23 protein-coding genes are annotated in these 16,851 nt (G+C 45.1%); 1 reads left to right on the top strand and 22 read right to left on the bottom strand.

The window, feature by feature from the left end; translation table 11 throughout:
* Positions 1 to 36 precede the first annotated feature (36 nt).
* Entirely contained in the window at positions 37 to 609 is a 573-nt protein-coding gene (locus H8692_RS05750) for a xanthine phosphoribosyltransferase (RefSeq protein ID WP_177268755.1), read from the bottom strand.
* A 14-nt stretch (positions 610 to 623) separates the two neighbouring features.
* Entirely contained in the window at positions 624 to 1,586 is a 963-nt protein-coding gene (locus tag H8692_RS05745) for a hypothetical protein (protein WP_187525220.1), read from the bottom strand.
* 212 nt (positions 1,587 to 1,798) lie between these two features.
* Here H8692_RS05745 and H8692_RS05740 point away from each other — a divergent pair, with 212 nt between their 5' ends.
* Entirely contained in the window at positions 1,799 to 2,662 is an 864-nt protein-coding gene (locus H8692_RS05740; RefSeq protein ID WP_187525219.1) for a hypothetical protein, read from the top strand.
* Between the two features lie 18 nt (positions 2,663 to 2,680).
* On the opposite strand, the gene H8692_RS05735 is transcribed toward H8692_RS05740, so the two are convergent.
* The 20 genes from H8692_RS05735 to H8692_RS05640 all read right to left on the bottom strand — a co-directional run bounded on the left by H8692_RS05735 (position 2,681) and on the right by H8692_RS05640 (position 16,783).
* A complete protein-coding gene (locus H8692_RS05735) occupies positions 2,681 to 3,817 on the bottom strand; it encodes an MBL fold metallo-hydrolase (protein WP_187525218.1) in 1,137 nt (378 codons plus the stop codon).
* A 26-nt stretch (positions 3,818 to 3,843) separates the two neighbouring features.
* Positions 3,844 to 4,107 (bottom strand): hypothetical protein, encoded by a 264-nt coding sequence (locus H8692_RS05730; protein ID WP_177268763.1) that lies wholly within the window; start codon positions 4,105 to 4,107, stop codon positions 3,844 to 3,846.
* Between the two features lie 6 nt (positions 4,108 to 4,113).
* Positions 4,114 to 4,395 (bottom strand): hypothetical protein, encoded by a 282-nt coding sequence (locus H8692_RS05725; RefSeq protein WP_177268765.1) that lies wholly within the window; start codon positions 4,393 to 4,395, stop codon positions 4,114 to 4,116.
* Between the two features lie 342 nt (positions 4,396 to 4,737).
* Positions 4,738 to 5,097, bottom strand: coding sequence for a helix-turn-helix domain-containing protein (locus H8692_RS05720; RefSeq protein ID WP_187525217.1), 360 nt, complete (start codon positions 5,095 to 5,097; stop codon positions 4,738 to 4,740).
* 221 nt (positions 5,098 to 5,318) lie between these two features.
* A complete protein-coding gene (locus H8692_RS05715; RefSeq protein WP_187525216.1) occupies positions 5,319 to 5,633 on the bottom strand; it encodes a hypothetical protein in 315 nt (104 codons plus the stop codon).
* A gap of 11 nt (positions 5,634 to 5,644) precedes the next feature.
* The gene (locus H8692_RS05710; protein ID WP_187525215.1) at positions 5,645 to 6,400 is read right to left on the bottom strand and encodes an N-acetylmuramoyl-L-alanine amidase; all 756 of its coding nucleotides are present in this window, start codon (positions 6,398 to 6,400) and stop codon (positions 5,645 to 5,647) included.
* On the bottom strand, positions 6,393 to 6,659 hold the full coding sequence (locus H8692_RS05705; RefSeq protein ID WP_187525214.1) for a phage holin: 267 nt from the start codon (positions 6,657 to 6,659) through the stop codon (positions 6,393 to 6,395). The genes H8692_RS05710 and H8692_RS05705 overlap by 8 nt, the downstream gene beginning before the upstream one ends.
* A gap of 1 nt (position 6,660) precedes the next feature.
* The gene (locus tag H8692_RS05700; protein ID WP_187525213.1) at positions 6,661 to 6,960 is read right to left on the bottom strand and encodes a hypothetical protein; all 300 of its coding nucleotides are present in this window, start codon (positions 6,958 to 6,960) and stop codon (positions 6,661 to 6,663) included.
* Positions 6,957 to 7,388 carry a hypothetical protein gene (locus H8692_RS05695; protein WP_187525212.1) on the bottom strand — a complete coding sequence of 144 codons (432 nt, stop codon included), beginning with the start codon at positions 7,386 to 7,388 and terminating at the stop codon, positions 6,957 to 6,959. Before H8692_RS05695 ends, H8692_RS05700 begins: the two co-directional genes overlap by 4 nt.
* Before the next feature lie 12 nt (positions 7,389 to 7,400).
* Positions 7,401 to 7,895 carry a hypothetical protein gene (locus H8692_RS05690; protein WP_187525211.1) on the bottom strand — a complete coding sequence of 165 codons (495 nt, stop codon included), beginning with the start codon at positions 7,893 to 7,895 and terminating at the stop codon, positions 7,401 to 7,403.
* An 11-nt stretch (positions 7,896 to 7,906) separates the two neighbouring features.
* Positions 7,907 to 8,956: a phage baseplate protein gene (locus H8692_RS05685; RefSeq protein WP_187525210.1), complete on the bottom strand. Its 1,050-nt coding sequence runs from the start codon at positions 8,954 to 8,956 to the stop codon at positions 7,907 to 7,909.
* 10 nt (positions 8,957 to 8,966) lie between these two features.
* Positions 8,967 to 9,545 carry a hypothetical protein gene (locus H8692_RS05680; protein WP_187525209.1) on the bottom strand — a complete coding sequence of 193 codons (579 nt, stop codon included), beginning with the start codon at positions 9,543 to 9,545 and terminating at the stop codon, positions 8,967 to 8,969.
* 14 nt (positions 9,546 to 9,559) lie between these two features.
* Complete coding sequence (locus H8692_RS05675) at positions 9,560 to 9,964, bottom strand: hypothetical protein (protein WP_187525208.1); 405 nt, start codon at positions 9,962 to 9,964, stop codon at positions 9,560 to 9,562.
* Complete coding sequence (locus H8692_RS05670) at positions 9,945 to 10,265, bottom strand: hypothetical protein (RefSeq protein ID WP_187525207.1); 321 nt, start codon at positions 10,263 to 10,265, stop codon at positions 9,945 to 9,947. Before H8692_RS05670 ends, H8692_RS05675 begins: the two co-directional genes overlap by 20 nt.
* A 15-nt stretch (positions 10,266 to 10,280) precedes the next feature.
* Positions 10,281 to 10,760, bottom strand: a complete 480-nt coding sequence (locus tag H8692_RS05665) for a phage baseplate protein (protein WP_187525206.1) — start codon at positions 10,758 to 10,760, stop codon at positions 10,281 to 10,283.
* 654 nt (positions 10,761 to 11,414) lie between these two features.
* A complete protein-coding gene (locus tag H8692_RS05660; protein WP_187525205.1) occupies positions 11,415 to 12,590 on the bottom strand; it encodes a Gp37-like protein in 1,176 nt (391 codons plus the stop codon).
* Positions 12,590 to 13,447 (bottom strand): phage distal tail protein, encoded by an 858-nt coding sequence (locus tag H8692_RS05655; RefSeq protein WP_187525204.1) that lies wholly within the window; start codon positions 13,445 to 13,447, stop codon positions 12,590 to 12,592. Before H8692_RS05655 ends, H8692_RS05660 begins: the two co-directional genes overlap by 1 nt.
* Positions 13,448 to 15,865 (bottom strand): phage tail protein, encoded by a 2,418-nt coding sequence (locus tag H8692_RS05650; RefSeq protein ID WP_187525203.1) that lies wholly within the window; start codon positions 15,863 to 15,865, stop codon positions 13,448 to 13,450.
* 4 nt (positions 15,866 to 15,869) lie between these two features.
* Complete coding sequence (locus H8692_RS05645; RefSeq protein ID WP_187525202.1) at positions 15,870 to 16,415, bottom strand: Gp15 family bacteriophage protein; 546 nt, start codon at positions 16,413 to 16,415, stop codon at positions 15,870 to 15,872.
* Entirely contained in the window at positions 16,412 to 16,783 is a 372-nt protein-coding gene (locus H8692_RS05640) for a hypothetical protein (protein ID WP_187525201.1), read from the bottom strand. Before H8692_RS05640 ends, H8692_RS05645 begins: the two co-directional genes overlap by 4 nt.
* Positions 16,784 to 16,851 lie beyond the last annotated feature (68 nt).

The following is a 16,851-nucleotide window of genomic DNA, read 5'->3' as shown; positions in this document are numbered from 1 at the left end:
CGAACTTCATTTTATCTTAACTTTCTTCAAAACTTATTAGTCAAAGATTATATTTCCATCAGAGATCTCTCTGATAACCGCCAGAGATTCAACTTTATAACCTCTGTCCCTGAGTTTCCTGCTCCCGCCTTGAAACCCTTTTTCTATAACAGCTCCGATACCTATGATTTCGCCTCCCGCCTGCTTAACTATCTCTGTGAGTGCAAGAGATGCTTCTCCGTGGGCCATAAAATCATCTATTATCAGCACCTTTTCACCGGCATGAAGAAGATTCTTGGAAACTCTGAACTTAGAAACGGTTCCTTTCGTAAATGATCTGGCATCCGCTTCATAAAAATCTTCCGTCATAGTATTAGGTGAGGTTTTTTTTGCAAACACTACGAGAGGATATTCAAAATACTGGGCGGCAAGACATGCCACGGCTATACCGCTTGCTTCCACAGTCAATATCTTGTCTATTTCACAATCTTCAAATCGTTTTCTGAATTCTTTGCCTATACGCTCAAGAAACTCCACATCAAGCATATGATTAAGAAAACGATCGACTTTTACTACTTCTGTACCTATAGCCAAGCCTTCTTTTAAGATCTTTTCCTTTAATTCCTGCATATCTGACCTGTTTTCTATTTATCTTCCTTAAACAAATCTTCCAGCCCCTCAAAAGAAATCTCTCCGGCTTCTTCTTTAGGTGCTTCTTCTGCAGGCTCCTCTTTTAACTCAGGCATATCGACCTGTATATCATCGAGCTTAAGCTCCTGTATATCATCAACCGGCTTCCCATCAGTATTCTCTGTCTGAACGAGATCTTCCAGCTTAAGTTCCGTGAATTCTTCCTCAGCAGGTTCTTCGGCAATTTCATCTGCAGCAGGCTGTTCTGTATGTATCTGCGGAAGCGTAATCTCCTCCACACCTTCTTCTGCCATCGGGATATCAACGGCATCAAGATCCTGTGCAACATTCCATGCTGCTTCTTCGTCATCTGCCAGTTTGCTCTTAAGGCTGTCCACTCTTCCTGCAGTACGAAGTATATTTGTTTTTATCTCAGCAAACTCTTCTTCCATAGCATTGAGCTGCTGCTTGTATTTATTCTTAAGAGCCTCGGCTTTTTCTTTCTCAGCCTGAACTTCTGCTTTCATAGCAGCTTTTTCAGCTTCTACAGCCTCTCTGGAAGCATTAAGTTCTGCTGTGATGGCCTCTTTTTCGGCCTCCATACCATTTCTCATTTGTTCCAGCTCTTTTTCCTGCTTAGCCACATGTTCTCTGCCTTCTGATAAGATTGTCTCTACCTCTGTTTTCGCCTGATTGATTATCTCATTGCTGCTCTTTTTAGCTTCCATGATCAAGCTTACATACAGTTCGTTGTTATCATCATATTTCTGATATCTTTCTCTCAGTTCATTTATCTCTACTTCATAAGCGTTTTCCAGCTCTTCTATATTATTTTCGTACAAATCGCACAGCTGCTGCATGCATTCGTATACATCATCTTTGTCAAATCCCCCAGCCGGGTTCTTCTTGATATTCATATTTTTCAGAAGCCCGATAACCGTTTCACGTCTTTGCTCAGTTAATGCATTCTTGTTCATTTCCGTAACCTCTTTTTCTTCTCATTATTATAATGCGAATAAATAATATGCTATATTATAACATCATTAAACTGCTTTGTCTTCCTTTATTTGTAATTATGTCTCATTTTTTATTGACTTTTACCACTCAAAAAGGTTACCATAACAAAAAGGTCTTTTATCAAGGAGCTTTATTTTCTCATGAATTTTATGTAAAGTTGAGGTCAATATTTATGAAAACTATTGAAATAATATCAGGAGAACAAAAGGCGCGATTTACCACTAAGTCCGTTACTTTTGACGGAAAAGAGTACCTTTATATCAAGATGTCTGATGTAACACATAATACAGAAGAATGTGTGTATACATTTACATATGAAAATGAAATCAAAACTCTGCCCTATGAAGCAAAAGATGCTCGGATCCTAAATGCGATATTCAGCCAAGTTCAGAATCTGCAGGTTAAAAAAAAGCATATAAGTGAAGTTTCTAAAACTACTGAGAAATCAAAAGTTGAAAACCACGGGATTTCATCCAAACCGGATTCGGAAAAAGAACTTCTGTGTCCCGAACATTCAGAAAAACCAGATATATCATCCGAAAAAGACGCTCCTCTTGATCCAAAAGCCGAAAAAGCCAGACTTAAAGCTGAAAAGGAACGACTTAAAGCGGAGAAAAAAGCTGAAAAGGAAAAAGAAAAAGAACGAAAAAAAATTGAAAAATCAAAAACAGAGAATCCTGACATAATAACAAAAGAAAATCAGCAATCCGGTGATAACACAGCTACAGATGAAAACAAAGAAGAACCCTCCGATAAATTCTCATTATTTGAAGACTTAGATCAAAACTCGGACAAGCTGTCCGAAAATATAGATAATGCAGATTCCGAAAACAGTGATCCAAACGTTGCCGAAAAGAAAACCCGTTTCAAAAAATCCATCATAATATTCGCTATAATAGTTGCTGTGATAGTCGCTCTCTCACTCATATATTTCCTAATATTCGGAACCAAAGACAAACCTTCATCAATAAATCCTTCCTCAACTAATTCCGAAACATATGAAAACATAGATGAATTGATAGATGATCTGCAGTAAATTACTGCAGATCGTTTTTTAATTCATTCTATCGGGATGACATCTTCCGCATGGTTCATATCCAGCCTCTTGGGCAGTTTGTATATCCATAAAATAAATCCTGTTTTCCTCATTGGGAAGACCTCCGCAATCCGGAAAATGATACTTCCTTGAATTTATATTTCCTATATATTTAGCGTTTTCGTACTCTTTAACATGAGACCTTTCAGATTTTTTCCCTTCACAGTTGAATGTAATATCCTCACCGTCAGATACAGCTATTACAGTCCCTTGTTCATCTGTTCTGAAAATCTCAGCTCCAAGATCTCCGAATCTGCTCATGGACTCTTCATGTGGATGCCCATACATATTATCTTTCCCACAGGATATGACTACATATTTTGGATTTACTTCACGCAAAAAATAATAACTGTTTGAAGTACTGCTTCCATGATGCCCTGCCTGCAGAATATCAGCTTCAAGTGCCTCTCCGCTTTCTATCATCTTACGTTCACAGGAACTTCCCGCATCCCCTGTAAAAATGATACTGTTCTCCCCATGCATCACCTTAAGGCATATGGAATTATCATTTTCATCATCGGATTTCTCCAAAGGTCCCAGAAACTCGATACTGCATTCTCCTAAAGATATCGTATCTCCCGGCAAAGGAGCCTGTGTCTGTATTCCCATCCTATCTATCACTGTCTTGAGATATCCTTCAATACCATCATCATATCCTTCAAGCATAAATATCTTATCTACAGCAATGCTATCTATGATATCTCCTCCGGATCCTATATGATCTTCATGAGGATGAGTAAAAACTATATATTTAAGCCTGCTTATCCCCAAATCATCAAGATACCCTGTAATGAATTCTGCATCATCTCTGTTTCCCGCATCTACAAGCATTGCTTCATCCTGTGAAACCAACAATGTAGAATCTGCCTGCCCCACATCAAGAAAGTAAATGGTCAGATTTTCTTTCACCGGCGACTTAACTGAAGAACTGTCTTTCAATGTATCCATGCCACACGAACTGAAAAGCAGCAATACCATCAGCAGCATGAAAAATACCGGAAATACTGAGCATTTTCGCGCAATACACCCGGTATTCTTTTTATATTCTTTTTTTCCGCAACTAATCATTTTATCAAGATCTTCCCTGTTTACCATATATGTCATCTCTTCCGGCCTGCTTTTTACAATATCACTGATATATATGTTCCGCCGCGGCCTTCTGCATGAATTATCTCAAGTCCTTTATTTTGCTGAAATATATCCCTACACTCTCTAAACATCAATGATATGATTTCCTTTGTGAACAAAGTGTCATAAGGATGTCCTAATTTTTTTCTTACCTTTGCGAAAACCGTTTCGGGCATAGCTTTTATGGCCATATCAGCCATAGCCAGAGGCACCGGCATAGAGAAATTCGTTTTCCCGCTTCTGACTTCTATCTTCATAAATCCCTATTTGTCCACAAAGACGCGGACTTTTGTTCCGTCAGCCGCATCAATGCTGACAATATCTCCTTCCATTCCTTCGTTAATACACTCAGCTACTGCTGACATTATTTCTTCAAATTGTATGCCATTAAGGTTCCCATCGGGAATCGGCAGTTTCCCTGAATTCTCCAAGAGCCTTTTTACAGCAGCTACCGGAAGCTGTATATTTATCTTATCCCCATCAGCGCTGTCTACAGTAATCCTGAACATTTTCTTTCCGTAAAGTATTATTTGTTTATCGTCCATATTTCATTTCCTTTTTGTATAATAAATATATTTATTATATCACGGCATATCGATATTTAACAGATATTTGACTTTGATCTTAAAACGAAAGAAGGATGCTCTCAGCGAACATCCTCTTTTCACAAATACGTCTACGCAATTTTTCTGCAAAACAACGTTCTGCATCTTAAATTCATGGTGGAACAAGCAAGAGTTTAGTCGAACTCTTGTTGTTTCTTCCGGTACCGCTCTGCTTCTTTGCCAACTAAAAGCATAGGTAATTATACTATATATAATGTAGGAAAAAATCTCTCGCCAATATAATATAGAGTCTATCTCATAATTTCCAACATCCATAATAAATTAATCTTCATCAGAATCACCGAATAATATTTCGTCCAAGGCATCGCAAGTTAGATGCAACTTATAAGAAACTTCAGACATACTCTTTAAATGAGAATGGAGATCTACAAGTAGTTCAGGAAGATCATCAATAGTTTTCGCATATTCAGGCTTAAAGCCTCCAACCAAAATTTCCACAGGAATATTTAATCTGTCAGCAAAAAGCTGTATAGTATCTGCACGTGGATTTGAGTTTCCATCCAAATAACGCTGCAACGAAGATCTGGCAATTCCCAGATCTTCAGCAAATTCAGTTAAAGATAAATTTCTCTTTTTCATTATAGATCTTAAATTGCATTTAATATTTTCCTGGATTTTCATAGTGTACTCCTTTCCTTTAAGCATAATTTCTGCCTCAAGCCTGCGTAAATACCAACATATCGGCATTCGTACCGACATATTGATACAGGATCTAAAAAATTAATTTATAGATGAAATTTTTATACAAAAGAATTTCCTTTTAAAACTTCAGCACTCTAAGATATGTTTTTAATATATTAAATACTATAAATGCATAAGAAAAATTTTTTATAGATTAACTGTTATTTTTCTATATCTGCTAACAAATCTTGTAATTTTTTTCGAGTTTCTTTCATTTTTTCAACGTGATTACCATCTATTAAATGATTAAGCATTTGTATCATCACAACACACTGAGTTCTATTCATATTGCGTATCTCTTCCAGAGCCTGAAAATCATTCTGCTCATGCCGTTTTAGGCGGTCTATAGCTTCCCTGTTCCTGTCCACCATATCTTTCAACCGGAAACCCGGGGAAACAATATTTTTAACAACAGAGGCGACATTGCCCAAAAGAACAATGCCGCCCCCTATAGCCATTAACATCTGCCAGTCCATTTCTGTCACCTTTATATTTTTTTAGCATAATCCAGACATATCCATCCAGCTCCGGATTTTAACTTGCCCCAATTGCCCTGTGTTTCTACTATAGTATAAACTCCCGGTTTGATAAATCCTTTATTTTCGTAGTTTGTTCCCGGACCTTTTCTGATATATAGGTCTTTGGCAGTAACCTTTACGAGATAGCTTCCCGAATGCTGCTCTGTGTCCTCCATTCCATTATCCGTAATCCCCAATGTTTTCAATATCCCTCTTGCATACGCATAACCAAACGCCTTTTGTTCTGCTGTAGTATCTGCGATCTCTACATCTGTAGCATTGTCTACAAATACGCCTTCGCAGATAACCGCAGGAGCCTTTGTCAATCTGATCATTCCAAAATAATCACCATTACTGCCTTTCTTGGTTTTTAGTCCTCTGCTATTTTGTCCGATCTTTTTTACTTCTGTTTCAATATTTTTTGCAAGAGCTTTACCCTTGCCACCGTTTATGGTATGGTAAACCTCAAAGCCATCACCACCGCCGGCATTATTGTGAATGGATACAACATAATCTGCTTCCCAACTATTAGCTTCCTTTGCCATACTATTAATACTGGTGTTTGTCTCATTACTGGTTCTGGACATTTTTACTATCACTCCATTTGCTTGCAAGTAATCTCTGCACGCCAATGCCATTACCAAATTAACGTCTCTTTCATTTAAATATTTCACTGCTCCGGGATCGCTTCCGCCATGGCCCGGATCTAAATATATCTTAGCCATTTATTTTTCCTCCTTTAGGTTCATCATATTTTAACGCCTGCGCACTGTCATTTACACCTGCTGTTGTCGGATCAATAACAATCCCCAGCATAGCCAATATATTTATCAGCATACCGGCGCATTCTACTATCTGAGATTCACTTATGCTTGGCGTTATGCCAATTAACCCCAATATCTGATATATAAATGCTATTATCGCTGTTGACAATGCAATCAATGTGGCCTTATTCTGCAGTCTTAATTTCCATTTTATTTTCATATTATTCACCTTCTATAATTACTGTGTCTTTCCGTGGGTAATCATAATATATTTCGTTTCCATTTCCGGGTAGAATTATAGTTCCTGCCTTCAACTCCATGTTATCTGCCATAATATCTTCATGCGTTTGTATTATTTTATTTATACTGTCCACATTTATCTGTGCATGTCCGTCTGGGTATACATATACCGTGTAATCTACAGGCTTAGGCGTTTTAGGCTTTGCGCTGGAAATGAAATACGCCGTACAAACCACTACGGCGATTGACGCAGTGATGACCGATATTATCAGCTTTTTCATGATGTCGCCTCCAAGCGATTTATCTCATCTCGCCATGCTTGCCTCTGCACCTTCATCTCCGGGTATTCTTCCCAGGTAGACACTCCCTCGGCTATCTTTATAGCAATATAATCTGTATCTGATAGTTTCTGCTTTAGCGCGGTTATTTCCGCCTGTGCCAGTTCTTCTGCTGAAAACACCTTGAACCGCAGTATATCTTCATACTCATCCCACGCATCTTTTTCTTCAACTCCAGGGACATCGACGACCCATTCGACGTCCTTTCCTCCGTTCGCGTATTCGGCCACCGTTTCCCAGTGCCCTTTTTCCTCTACACCTTCAACGGCTTTGTGCCGCGCCACCAGGATTTTTTCCTTTTCTACGTATCCCGTATTATAGTCGATTTCCTGCTCTTGTAATTCGTGTCCCTGTTCATCCAATATTCTCATAATTAATCTCCTTTAAATACCTACTTCTTCCCATCCTGCAGGATAGGTCGACGGCGCCCAAATATTATCATCTATAATCGATCTATAGACCACATCATTTTCTATGCAACATTCGTCTTTCATATATACGCCCGATGTTCCGCACGGTGCCACGTATGGCTTTGCTTTGGTTGGGTCTTTTGTATGTGCCAGTCCCCAACGATCTCTAGCCTCGCCTGGTCTTTGCCTGTTTGTAACGCTATCGTACGGCTGTATAAGCGTCCAAACCTGGTTATCATCGCAAACCACAGAACCCGAAGGCCAATTTAGATATTGCTTATCCGGGTCGAAATCTGGGATATCTGACTCTTTTTCAATTAATGCAGTGCCGTCTAATCTTGAGGCCTCCGCTTGAATCGCTATCGCTGCACGAAGGCCCGCGCTCCTTGCTAATTGCAGGTTGCTTTCATGATTTTCTGCATTGTAACTGTTTACGCCCTCATGCATCGCCTGTTTAATTTCGTTCATTTTCTCACCTCTTAGCCTGTCCTTCGCCAGATTGATACGTTTATGTAGGGTGGCATATTATTATGCGCAGCATCACTGCCGGCGTTTCCAATATTTCCGGTGACTGTATGCGTATGCGCACCTTTGCTCGTTGCAGTACCAGAAACATCATGTGTATGCACGCCCGCCAGTCCGGTGCTCAGTGTTCTCCCTGAGTCCGAAGCGTTCGCCCAACTTTCTGCTCGCACTGCCGAACCGTTTATACCGTTAGAGGTATTAGGAACACTATGGTTATGTGACCCGGCGCTTGCCGCTGTTCCGGATACAGTGTGAGTATGCGCCCCAGCGCTTGTCGCGGTTCCAGTAAAAGTATGCGAATGAGACGGCATCTCGGCGCTTGTCAGCAAATGTTCTGCTTCACCACCTGTACTACCTATAGTTTGGCTGGCTGTTACGCCATAAAGAAATCTCGATGATATCCTCGTCCAGCTTCCCCCGAAGATTGATGCCGGAGAAGTGTGGTTATACGCGAAGTATATACTCCCAACCGGGTATACATCGTCGAGACTACATGCGCCTATATTGGCACGCGCAGCGGCGGCATTTCGCGCCCCGGTTCCACCGTTGGTTATTGGTATCGTATCGGCCGCGTTGTAATCTTTTGTCCATTCCGACCATGTATCACCATTATAATACCGGTGCCAACGCTGACCGGAAAACGGGATTAGTTCCTGGACCTTGACGCTGTTCGTAGTTGCCAGCACCCGCAGCTGAAAACCACCGATGCCAGAAGCTACATCGGTAAGGCCTTCTGGACAATTTTTAAGGGACGTCGCTATCACATCGTTTGTACAAAGCCAGTTACCGCACATCTTAAAATCGTTCAAATCCTCCCCACCATTGAAAACGTTCTGCGGCTCCAACAATACCGCCCGCTCGGACAAGTCTCCAGCCTGTGCAATCAGCGCCGCTAGGTCATTACTGTTCGAGCCCTCTGGAACTGGTGTCCCTTGGGCTTCAATAGCAGAAAAAGCGGCGTCGATGTTGCCGCTTATCCTGTTTATCTCAGATTGTATACTCATAGGCGCCCTCCTATATGGCTGCCAGCGCTGTTTCTATATCATCGGACAAGGTTACCGTACCGCCGGTTGTATATCCAGCAGCGACCTGATACGACGTTGCTGTCAGGCCGTTTATTTCCGCATTTATAGCGCCGTTGTTCGACATGGTACCGGTTATCAGATCGCCGTTAGTTCCAACTATTACTTTATTGGCCAGAACATCCGCAGCGGTCGCCGTTACGCTGGAAACGTCCTGATAGGTATCGGGAATTGCTCCAACAGTTACATCGGACAGGCCGTAATACCCCTCGTCCGGCGTTATATTCTGCTGGCTTTTTGTTGGCGTAGCGGCCTTAGACTGCAATTTGTAATTTCCACCACCCGCAACGCCGGAAACCGTTCCGGACCCGTTGTGGTATCCTTTTGGGATCGTGTAGGTTTCCCCTTCCTTTACGTCCGCAGAAACCGCGCCATTATCTACTATGCCGTCAATTTCCGTTGCCAGGGCGTCTAATTTATCCGTATTTCCGCCGATCCCCAGCTCGATGGCTTTGGCTCTTATCGTGTCCCGGGCAGTCTGGATTCTGGTTATTTCAGTTTGGATGCTCACTTGTTACCTCCTTCTTATATGGTTTTTAATAAGGCATCTATGTTACCCACTATAACGTGCACACCTGCGGCCGACATTGGCAACGGACTGTCCTCCATCTCGTTTACGGTTTTCACGCTCACGCTCTGCCCGTCGATTTGCAGGGCGTTTCCCAATGCCATAGCCTGCGCCTGGCCGGGCGGTCCCGTCGCCAAAATGGTGTTGGCCGGTTGCGCGATGTCAACCTTGCCGTTCAGGGCTGCAGTCACGACTTTGTTTTGCACAGGGTTTTTACTGGTCTCAGATAGCTCGTTGTCAACTTCGCCCGTCTGTTCGACATATATCTTCCCGTCCTCAGTCAAATCCAGGGTGCCTGTTGTTTTACCTTCGAGCGTTAAGTCTTCTGTGATACGCACGCTCTCAATTTTCAGATTTACCATCGCCTATCACTCCATCTTTTAATATTGCCCCCACGGGCTCAGTTATTATATTCGTAGCGTAGGCGGTACCGGTTCGAGATAGCACGCGCAACTGTATTTCTACGTCGTCTTCCGCCATGAACGATAGTGTTTCTTCTTGCGTTAGCTCCGCCCGTATCTCGTCGCCCGAGATATCCAGTTCCGATAATCCCTTTTCTACTTTCCGGCTCCGCTGCTTTATAGTCAGATATGCTTTATTTACTACAATCTCAGATAATCCTGTCACCGTAAGAAGGATGGTCGGAGTTGTGCCTCGCCTCATTGTGCTCTCTCCTTTCTATGCGGTCCGTCTCCACATGTACACAGATAAATACGGAGGCATATTCTCATGCGCGCCCCCGCCTCCGGTCGCTAAAGTAACACCATTTCTGTTATTTGTCTTATCGGGCCAAGTCTCACAAACTGCACCCGCAGAGCCACTCACTTCTGCGCTCGTACCCTTGACCGCGTGTGTATGCGACGGTATTTGCGCCGTTGTCAGCGTTACCGTAGCGGCGCCTCCGGTGTTACCGATTTCGCTTGCGCTTGCCGCCGCGTATAAAAACCGGGAAGATATCCTCGTCCAGCTTCCTCCGAAAAGAGTAGCAGGCGACGTGCTATTATACGACAAGTATATACTGCCCACCGGATAAACGTCATCCATCCCAACCGCTCCGAGATTTAGACGCGCCTCTTTTGCCTTGTCCGCCCCGGTGCCGCCATACATCACCGGCAGGGCCCCAGATGTTATATCCACTGCGCTGTGCTCGTGCACCATGTCAGCCTTCTCGTTTATCTGATTTTGCAGATTACCCGCCGTCGTGTCGTCTATCGCCGAGGTCACAAGATCCATATACTGCTCTAAGCTGGATTGATACTGGTTGAAAATATCGGTCAGATTCAACGGCGTAGGTATCGCCGGAACGACCAGCCCGCAAAGATCGCTGTTTAATCTCTGGTCGGTGACATCTGCGTTTGTGATCTCGTCTGACCCCTTCCGCACTCGAACATCCGCCAGGGCCAGCTCAAAATAGTTAGGCTCCTGGGTGAGCGCCGGCGGCTGCGGGCTTGCTGCCGGGGTCCCTTGCAGCTTATATATTCCAATGTTACGTGCATCCATAGCTGTGTCGAACCTGATCACTATTCTATCTATACGGTCATACTGCGCATCGGGCGTCGTGTGTGTGAATGTCTTTGCTGCGTCCGAATTATATAACGCTCCCTCTATATGCGCGCCGCCGGGCGCAACAGAGGTCACAAATCCGCCGGGCGCAGTCACCTGTAATGAATTTGTCGGCGTTTGAAAAACGCCATTGAGGTACCGCAATTTATTAAACGTCCTCTCGTTGTCTGCCGTTATCGCTCTGTCGTATACGGGCGCGTCAGCGGTCCCTGTATTCTGCGATTCGAACGGATAACTTATTTCCGCCATTTACATCGCCCTCCATTTCTGTTTTTGCGGTGTGCCAAGCACTACCGTTACATCTAATTTATTACTGCTATAAACTTCGTCCACCTCTATAATTCTCGCTGTATACATCTGTCGAATAGCGTCGATTGATACCGTACAGATGTCGCCCAGGTCGTAGTCTTTCCGGTAAAAAAACCGCTCCTGAAGAACCTCTGCCGCAATACTCTCCACTTTGTAGTTACTCAACATATCTACCTGCGCCGCAGCTTTCATCTTGTTTGAGAGAACTTCGGCGTTGGCCGGAACCAAATCTATCCCATCAATTTGCGAGAAAAACACTTTTTCCGGCTTCGTCAGGCCCATATCTTGAGGCCGGTTTCCATCATATTCGTAATATGTCTGAAAGTATGATTTTAGTTTTCCTTCTTCTATCCAGCCCGTCACGACCCCATAATCAGTCGGCCAGTCTATGGCGCTTGTACCTTCCGGAAGCGCCTGTAAGATCATATACCGACTAAACTCTCCGGATTCATCATATGTATAATTAACGCGGCTCACGTTATTAAGGGAATCTGAGAATCTCACGGTGTTTCGCAAATCCTGACCTTTCCAGAAGTTTACCGTAAGCCCCAAAAGCGGCTTGCTTTCATCTGTGTAATATACAGGCGTACAAGTGTAACTCCAATTATCGCCAGAGAGTATATTGTAAAGTGCTTGCCCAAGAGCTTGCCCGGCCGGTACGGCGTTGCTTATCGCCGTCGGGAACGCACTGTCTGCATCAAACTCAAGCTTACGCACTACACGCTTTCCGGTGTCCATCACGCCTCTTTCTATTTCTCCTGTATCAAAGTTTAGATTCAGGGCGCTACACATATACTCTTTCAACATTTTTTCAACGTTCCATCCCTCTTCGAAATTGAACGCGAACGCTACCGCGCCCCAATCCAATACTTTATCAACGAAAAACCCAGACACAGTTATAAATTTACCAGAGACCTTTTCTTCATATTCAACCTTTTGTACAAGACCAGTTTCTGGCCGGTCGTTATACTTTACGTATTTCATATCCGGCATATAAGCATCTGCCGTAAGATAAAGGACAAAGGACCCGCACTCAAGGTATTTTCGTGACCATTGCAGTTCTATGAAATCTATTGTACCGAGCGGTTTCCCGAATTTATCGAACACTAAAACCATTACAATCCTCCGTATCTTCCTGTGTAATCCATTCGGGCGTCAAAAGCCAAGTTATTCTCGTCTTCTGCGGAAACCTGAACATCGTTGTCCCCATACTGGAGCGCAAGGCTCGGTAGGTCCAGATAATTGTACAGACTCTCTGACACCCTCTCACCGTTGAGCGTTACGAGCTTGTTTTCCGCATCGATGACGATCGTATCGCCGCTTGTGAGCTGTACGTCAACGGTTATGGTCACCGTGCCTACTCGGGCGATCACGCCATTTACTAGCCCTTTTGCTTTAAGCGTCGCTATTATCGGCGCAGGCTCACTTCCGAGGTAATTCACCGTTTTTATAATAGCCTTTTCCATGCTGTCAAATGGAAGGCTTCCACCCAGTGGATAAGCTCTTGTGACATGCCACAACGGAGTCGTGGCTACAAAGTTTGTCTGCGTCTGTAAATCAGCGTACAGGTCGGCATCGGGGGCTTTAAAGCTCACTGTAATTTCTTGATTTCGATATACCGTTTCCGCTTCGCACTTCGCTCCGGTTATTACACAGTTTTTTGCAATGCGCGTATTTCCCATATATGTAAATTCCAAGTCATACACATGATTGGCATTATGAAACGCAAGTGCCATAGTCCTGTCATATTCATTAGTCGCACTGTTTTGGCTTCGGGCGACAATATCTACATCCCTGCTACCTTTCCGCTTGCCGGTTATTATATCTCCGTTTCCAAATCCTCTTTCTTTTGTAAAGACTTCCATCGTTGGGAAATCTATACCCTCAATGCTTATTATCCTCCAATCGGCGTTCTCATATGAAAAAACCTGCCCATCGCTTCGCTTTGCGACGACTCTTACAATTTTAGCCATTTACACTACACCTCCCGCGCCCGCAAGTCCGAATGTCGCTATATTTTTTATAGCTCTGGCCGTCTCGTGTGGCGTTTCAACCGGCTGATAGATATTTACCGTTTGATTTATGGCGCCAGGAGCAGCCGGAGCTGAAGCTGCAAACGCGGCTCCTCCGGAAAACCTCGCATCGTAAATCCGCGCTTCCGGCGGTTTCCAGTCGGGGGTAATCGCCAATTCCGCCGCTGAATAGGCGTCCTGTACCGCCATCATCTGCTTTCGGGCGGCTTTTACCGCCAATTTCGTCTGGGAGGTAATTCCATCAGCCAGACCATAAACCAGATTTCGACCGATGATCTTATCCATGACACGAGATGGCGAATGTATACCGAAGAAATCCTTTATGGCGTTCAAACAGGAACGCCCGAACCCTTTGATCTTATCGACTATCCAGCCCGTCACGTTTTTTATACCGTTCCACAGACCCTTTACCCAGTCCTTGCCGACGGATACCAACGATCCTATGCCGCTTTTGATTTTCCCTGGCAGAGACTTCGCAAACGACACTACCTTCGACCCCAGGGAGCCTACCCAACTTGATATACCGTCCCACAGCTTTTTCAAAATCTGCACGCCGACGCTGAAAATCTGGCCAAGCATTGATATCAAACCGTTTACGATAGCCATGATTATCTGTGGCAGTGCGGCAATCAGCTGTGGTATGGCCTGAATCAATCCTTGTATCAATGCCACAATGATTTGCACGGCTCCGCTTATGATAGCGGGCAGATTCTGCGTTATCCCGGTAATTATCGCCGTTATTATCTGCGGTATCGCGGCGATCAGTGTCGGCAACGCCTGTATGAACCCCTGTATCAATGCCATAATAATCTGAACCGCAGAGTTGATTATCATCGGCAGATTTGTTGTTATAGCGTTTATGATAGCGGTGATTATCTGCGGTATTGCGGCTACCAGCATAGGCAACGCCTGCACAAGCCCCTGTACCAACGCCATAATAATCTGAATCGCCGCCTCGATGAGCATAGGCAGATTCTCCGTTATAGCGGTAATTATTGCGTTAAGTATTTGTGGTATCACCGCTACGATCTGCGGCAACGCTTGCGTGATTCCCTGCAATAGCGCTGTCAGAATTTCGACTCCGGCGTTTATAATCGTCGGTAGCGCGGCTGAGATTGCCTCTATAATCTGTGGCAACATATCCGCAAACTTCCCCGCCATCTCAACGATTTTCCCGGAGAAGTTCTGCACCATAGCTGTCGCCGCGTCGCTGTCTTTGACGAACGCCAACAGCAACGCCGACACTCCGACTATAGCTCCCCCAAGCAGTAGCCATTTACCCGCAGTCAAAACCTTGCTGAGCGCGGATTTCGCCTTTGTAGCAAGATTCGTCGCTGTGGTGTTGGCGGCGGTCGCGGTGGTATTGGCTGTCGTTGCCACGGTGTCCGCGGCCATAGCCGCCGACTTTTTAACCAGCGACGCCCGCACACGAGATGTAAAATCCATAATATTCCCAAGCCCTGTAGCAAGCTTACCGAATATTACAAGAAGCGGCCCCGCCGCCGCAAGAAGTCCGGCGAACCCCAGTACAAGACCCTGTACCCAGCCCGGGGCGGCCGCTATATACTCTATTAGCCCCGCCAGTGCGGTCAGGAGGTCTGCCGCTTTGTCTTTAAGCAACGTCATTATGGGCTCCGCTACGGCTCCGATTTTGGCGATTGCGTCCGTCAGTTTGGCCTGCGCCCTGTGCGCGTCCATTACGTCGCCGTTGAGCTCTTTATATTTATCCGACGCGTCCCCGTACAGGTCGTTCAACGTTTCCGTTATAAGGGCCTGTCGTTCCTGCTCTGTAGAACAAGCGGCCAGTTTTTTATTAAACTCGTCTTCTGACACGCCGGCCCAGTTTAACGCGTCGGCAAGCGGCCCTGTGACTTGCCCTACTTTTGCCGTCTCGTTGGCGGCCTCCGTCAGACCCTCCAGCGGTAATGAATCGCTGAATGTGGCGAATACACCCGGTAGAATATCACCTGTCCAGGTCGCAAGTTCCTTTTCATTGTCCGTAAGCTGTGCCAAATGGTTCGCCGCCTCAACCGACGTATCTTCTTCGCCCAGCACCGCGTAAATGTCTTCATACGCGCCTTTGGCGGCTTCCGCCGAAAACCCGGCAGTCGTAAATGCCGCTTCTAGCTTCCCCATCTCGGTACGATATTCTCGCGTCTTTTCCGCGGTCGCCATAAATGCTGTACCAGCGGCCACGATTGGCCCTGTAAACGCCTTCGTCATTATGCCGCCTGTTTTCTCAAACACCGAACCGACAACCCCTAATTTTTGCCCCGCGGTCGCTTCTACATCATCAAGTCCTTTTAGCAGTCCGGACTCGTCCAGCAGGGTCTCAAATATAATTTTTCCGTCTGCCATCTATTCACCCGAAGAGCTTATTAAACTCCTCTATCGCCTCTTTTTCGTCGTCGCTCACCGGTTGCGGGAGCGCCCACATTCCCTTTAGCTTCATGTGCTCTTTATGCAATGGATCTTTACTGCTTCCCTTATAACTTCGATAGCCGATTATATCGGTCAGTGTAGTCCCCTGCGGAACGGCGGCGAGAAGCGCGGAGAATTTATGCCAATGCATATCGGCCTCCGTCAGATCAATTCCGTAGGCCTGTTGAAACGCGGCGTAAACATAGTCCGCGTCTATATCCAGATCTAATAGCCTCTCACTTGTTTCCTCTGCCCTCGGCACCTCTCTCGGCGGCCTGTAAAACCGCCCCAACGCCTCGATAACCGCCTTGCCGGGTGTCGGGTACCGTTCCAGGAACAATCCGCGATACCCGGTAATCTCACCGTCTCTCAGCTGGCCTATACGCTCAGGAAACGTCATCCATACGCGGAAATCAGTGTCAAGCAAAAAGGGCGTACCGCCTATCTCAATACCGTTCGGTAGCCCTTTCGTTTTAAGATCTATCATTTTATGCTTTTCCCTGCGTTTTCGATTATCTTTACCTGTTCCGCAGTGTCTCGCACAGCGTCAAATACCGGACTGTCGAGCAGTTCGGTCTCCTGCGCTTTTCGCATTTCCCGAAGCGGCTTTTCGTACGCCAGTATCACGCCGTTATACACCAACGTGAGCCGCACCACGTCAACCTTTTCTATGGTCTGCGCGCCGAGGATTTCTTTCGCCACCTTATCCCCCAGCGCCTCATTAACCAGCTCCCACTGCTTCCTGTAGGATTCGATCATACTGGGCGCCTTTTCCGCGGCCTCTATCACTCTTACGGTCTTCAACGTTTTCGGTGCAAGCTCATACTCTTTGCCTTCCCACTCAAACTTGTTCATCGGTACTATCCTCCCTCATTTCTTCTTGTTCATCAACTTCTGTCTCTGTCGGGCCGGCTTCGGCCGGC

It is taken from the genome of Lentihominibacter hominis (assembly GCF_014385065.1).
Lineage (GTDB): Bacteria > Bacillota > Clostridia > Peptostreptococcales > Anaerovoracaceae > Lentihominibacter > Lentihominibacter hominis.
Note: the sequence above shows the minus strand (reverse complement) of the source record. Positions and strands in the feature narration are given on the sequence as shown.

Excerpts from the sequence above, each read along its gene's own strand:
- H8692_RS05695 (WP_187525212.1), bottom strand. The coding sequence starts at position 7,388 with ATGAGAATATTGGATGAACAGGGACACGAATTACAAGAGCAGGAAATC.
- H8692_RS05700 (WP_187525213.1), bottom strand. The coding sequence starts at position 6,960 with ATGAAAAAGCTGATAATATCGGTCATCACTGCGTCAATCGCCGTAGTG.
- H8692_RS05710 (WP_187525215.1), bottom strand. The coding sequence starts at position 6,400 with ATGGCTAAGATATATTTAGATCCGGGCCATGGCGGAAGCGATCCCGGA.
- H8692_RS05655 (WP_187525204.1), bottom strand. The coding sequence starts at position 13,447 with ATGGCTAAAATTGTAAGAGTCGTCGCAAAGCGAAGCGATGGGCAGGTT.
- H8692_RS05720 (WP_187525217.1), bottom strand. The coding sequence starts at position 5,097 with ATGAAAATCCAGGAAAATATTAAATGCAATTTAAGATCTATAATGAAA.
- H8692_RS05740 (WP_187525219.1), top strand. The coding sequence starts at position 1,799 with ATGAAAACTATTGAAATAATATCAGGAGAACAAAAGGCGCGATTTACC.
- H8692_RS05675 (WP_187525208.1), bottom strand. The coding sequence starts at position 9,964 with ATGGTAAATCTGAAAATTGAGAGCGTGCGTATCACAGAAGACTTAACG.
- H8692_RS05665 (WP_187525206.1), bottom strand. The coding sequence starts at position 10,760 with ATGGTGCACGAGCACAGCGCAGTGGATATAACATCTGGGGCCCTGCCG.
- H8692_RS05725 (WP_177268765.1), bottom strand. The coding sequence starts at position 4,395 with ATGGACGATAAACAAATAATACTTTACGGAAAGAAAATGTTCAGGATT.
- H8692_RS05650 (WP_187525203.1), bottom strand. The coding sequence starts at position 15,865 with ATGGCAGACGGAAAAATTATATTTGAGACCCTGCTGGACGAGTCCGGA.
- H8692_RS05730 (WP_177268763.1), bottom strand. The coding sequence starts at position 4,107 with ATGAAGATAGAAGTCAGAAGCGGGAAAACGAATTTCTCTATGCCGGTG.
- H8692_RS05640 (WP_187525201.1), bottom strand. The coding sequence starts at position 16,783 with ATGAACAAGTTTGAGTGGGAAGGCAAAGAGTATGAGCTTGCACCGAAA.
- H8692_RS05735 (WP_187525218.1), bottom strand. The coding sequence starts at position 3,817 with ATGGTAAACAGGGAAGATCTTGATAAAATGATTAGTTGCGGAAAAAAA.
- H8692_RS05705 (WP_187525214.1), bottom strand. The coding sequence starts at position 6,659 with ATGAAAATAAAATGGAAATTAAGACTGCAGAATAAGGCCACATTGATT.
- H8692_RS05685 (WP_187525210.1), bottom strand. The coding sequence starts at position 8,956 with ATGAGTATACAATCTGAGATAAACAGGATAAGCGGCAACATCGACGCC.
- H8692_RS05715 (WP_187525216.1), bottom strand. The coding sequence starts at position 5,633 with ATGGACTGGCAGATGTTAATGGCTATAGGGGGCGGCATTGTTCTTTTG.
- H8692_RS05660 (WP_187525205.1), bottom strand. The coding sequence starts at position 12,590 with ATGGTTTTAGTGTTCGATAAATTCGGGAAACCGCTCGGTACAATAGAT.
- H8692_RS05745 (WP_187525220.1), bottom strand. The coding sequence starts at position 1,586 with ATGAACAAGAATGCATTAACTGAGCAAAGACGTGAAACGGTTATCGGG.
- H8692_RS05750 (WP_177268755.1), bottom strand. The coding sequence starts at position 609 with ATGCAGGAATTAAAGGAAAAGATCTTAAAAGAAGGCTTGGCTATAGGT.
- H8692_RS05645 (WP_187525202.1), bottom strand. The coding sequence starts at position 16,415 with ATGATAGATCTTAAAACGAAAGGGCTACCGAACGGTATTGAGATAGGC.
- H8692_RS05670 (WP_187525207.1), bottom strand. The coding sequence starts at position 10,265 with ATGAGGCGAGGCACAACTCCGACCATCCTTCTTACGGTGACAGGATTA.
- H8692_RS05690 (WP_187525211.1), bottom strand. The coding sequence starts at position 7,895 with ATGAACGAAATTAAACAGGCGATGCATGAGGGCGTAAACAGTTACAAT.